At 74.8% G+C, this 2,615-nt stretch carries 4 protein-coding genes; 2 read left to right on the top strand and 2 right to left on the bottom strand.

Annotation, left to right across the window (positions count from 1 at the left end):
• Positions 1–1,197 (top strand): prenyltransferase/squalene oxidase repeat-containing protein (locus K6I34_RS35355; protein ID WP_275127223.1); only part of this gene is annotated, 1,197 nt, incomplete at its 5' end.
• On the opposite strand, the gene K6I34_RS35350 is transcribed toward K6I34_RS35355, so the two are convergent.
• Positions 1,187–1,486: a DUF4190 domain-containing protein gene (locus tag K6I34_RS35350; RefSeq protein WP_374231108.1), complete on the bottom strand. Its 300-nt coding sequence runs from the start codon at positions 1,484–1,486 to the stop codon at positions 1,187–1,189. The genes K6I34_RS35355 and K6I34_RS35350 overlap by 11 nt on opposite strands.
• A gap of 2 nt (positions 1,487–1,488) precedes the next feature.
• Positions 1,489–1,638, bottom strand: a complete 150-nt coding sequence (locus K6I34_RS35345) for a hypothetical protein (RefSeq protein ID WP_229332124.1) — start codon at positions 1,636–1,638, stop codon at positions 1,489–1,491.
• 108 nt (positions 1,639–1,746) lie between these two features.
• On the opposite strand from K6I34_RS35345, the gene K6I34_RS35340 reads away from it, so the two are divergent.
• Positions 1,747–2,370, top strand: a complete 624-nt coding sequence (locus tag K6I34_RS35340) for a TetR family transcriptional regulator (RefSeq protein ID WP_229332123.1) — start codon at positions 1,747–1,749, stop codon at positions 2,368–2,370.
• Positions 2,371–2,615: the final 245 nt, after the last annotated feature.

The following is a 2,615-nucleotide window of genomic DNA, read 5'->3' as shown; positions in this document are numbered from 1 at the left end:
CTGGAGGTCTGCTACCGGCGGGTCGAGCACGAGCAGCGCACGACGCGCGACATGGGCCTGACGCCCGGCAGCGCCCTGCTGAACGTCCTGGTCCTGCACGACCGGCGGCCGGGGTCGCTGGCCGTGCGGCGGGCCTTCGAGGCCCAGGCGTACTGGCGCTGGAGCGATGTGGACGGGGTGCGCTTCGCGAGCGGCCGCACCCAGACCCGGGACACCGCCTTCGCCGTCGAGGCGCTGCTCACCGACGACCGGATCGTCACCCAGGCGGCGCTCGTGCGGGCGACGGCGTTCCTGTGGGGCGCCCGGCTCACCGAGGAGGTGCCCGATCCCGAGGTGACCGCGCGGGCGGCGGCACGCGGCGGCTGGTGCGCCTCCGAGGGCGGCCACCGCTGGCCGGTCAGCGACTGCACCGCCGAGGCCCTGACCGCGCTGCTGTACGCGGCGCCCCGCGGCGACCGCCACAGGGAGGCGGCGGTGCGCGAGGCGGCGGCCTTCCTGCTGCGGCGCCAGAACCGCGACGGAGGGTTCGGCGCGTACGAGCGGCGCAGGGCCCCGCGTCTGCTGGACGCGCTCAACCCCACCGAGATGTTCACCGACTGCGTGGTCGAGGGCTCGTACGTCGAGAGCACCGGTTCCGCCCTGGTGGGGCTCGCCGCCGCGTGCGGTGCGGTGGAGCCCCCGGTGGTACGGCGGGCGCGCCGCCGGGCCGTCCGCTTCCTGCTGCGCCACCAGGCCGCCGACGGCTCCTGGCCCGCGGCGCGGGGCGTCCACCGCCTCCACGGCACCTGGTGCGCGGTGCGCGGCCTGCGCGCGGCCGGGCTGCCCACGACGCACGACGCGCTGCGCCGGGCGGCGGAGTGGCTGCGCTCGGTGCAGCGCGCCGACGGCGGCTGGGGCGAACACCACTCGGGCTGCCTGGAGGGCCGCTACGTCGAGCACTCCGAGAGCCAGCCCGTCTCCACCGCGTGGGCGGTCCTCGCCCTGCTCGACGCGGAGGGGCCGCAGGACGCGGCGGCCGAGCGCGGGGTGCGGTGGCTGTGCCGCTGGCAGGGCGAGGACGGCACCTGGGAACAGTCCGCGGTGACCGGGGTCCTCTTCGGCACCGTGATGCTCGATCTCCGGCTCTCCGCACGGCACTTCCCCGCGTGGGCGCTGGGGCGCTGGCTCCGGGAGGCGGGGCCGTCCATCAGACCGTGAAGGACCAGGAGACCGTGTGGTCCGCCGCCATCAGCGACACGACGACGGCCAGGTCGGCGACGCCCAGCAGCAGCCCGAGGGCCGCGCGGCCTCGGCGCCCGGTGCCGCGCGCGAGCGCCAGGCCCGCGAGGACGAGAGCGACGGGACCCAGCACGAGGTTGAAGACCAGCAGGCCGACCAGCCCGAGGACGAAGGACCAGACGGCCATGGCGTCGGCGCGGGACGGGGCGACCACGCGGGCGGCCGGGGCGGAGCGCGCCACCTCGACGCGCTGTGTCGTGATGGTCATCGTCACCGCTCCCTCGTGCGCTCGCGGACGGCGAAGGCGGCCAGCCAGAGGGCGATGGCGCCCGCGGCCGGAAGCAGCACCGGGAGCGAGACATGGGCGGCGGCGCCCACGAGGACTCCCAGCACGAGGAGGGCCGCTATGAGGAGGATCATTGCCTGTCCTTCCCTGACCTTGGGTGAACACTTGGGATGACAACTGTTCACTGAAAAGAGGGTACCCCTTCCTGGCGCCATCCGGCAAACAGTTGTTAACTGAACGACATGAGCAACACCCTCGGCGTCCGTGAGGCACAGAAGCGCAAGACCCGGCAGGCCCTCCTGGAGGCGGGGCTCGGCCTGCTGGAGGAGCAGAGCCTGAGCAGCCTCGGACTGCGCGAGGTCACCCGGGTCGTGGGCGTCGCCCCCGCCGCGTTCTACCGCCACTTCCGCGACATGGCCGACCTCGGCGTCGCCCTCGTCGAGGAGGCGCTGGGCAGCCTGCACGCCATGATCCGCACCGTCCTCGCCGAACAGGCCGACCCGGAGTCCCTCATCGACCGCAGCGTGGAGGTCGTGGCCGCGCACGTCCGCGAACACCCCGCCCACGTCCGCTTCATCGCCCGCGAACGCCACGGCGGCGTACGGGCCGTACGCGAGGCGATCGGCGCGGAACTCGCGCGCTTCGGCGACGAGGTGGCCGAAGCGCTCGCGGCACAGCCGCTCTCGGAGGGCTGGAGCGCGGAGGACGTCCGCATGCTGGCGGGGCTCTACGTCGACCACTTCGTGATGACGGCATCCGCCTTCCTGGAAGCACCCCCGGACGAGACCCCCCGCATCGCGGACGTGGCCCGCCGCCAACTCCTCTTGATCAGCCTGGGCCGCCGCCACTGGCTCCACCCGGCGTAAGGGCACCCACCGGGGGCTCCGCCCCCGGACCCCCATGGTGGTCGGTTGCGGCCGGTGGTCCGGTTGTGCCCACCCGTTCCGCCCTGCGGAACGCCTGCCCACAACCGGGGGGAGTAACGGAGCAGGGCACCCCATCAGGGGCGCGGGGAACTGCGCGACCAGCCACGACGACACCCGCAGCCGCGCGCCAAGCGCAAGCCGCACCCCAGTGGGCGCGGGGGTCCGGGGGCGGAGCCCCTGGGGGG

Origin of the sequence: Streptomyces sp. UNOC14_S4 (assembly GCF_020740835.1) — a bacterium.
Taxonomy (GTDB): Bacteria; Actinomycetota; Actinomycetes; order Streptomycetales; family Streptomycetaceae; genus Streptomyces.
The sequence above is the reverse complement of the archived record's forward strand: the minus strand, read 5'-3'. Positions and strand labels throughout refer to the sequence as shown.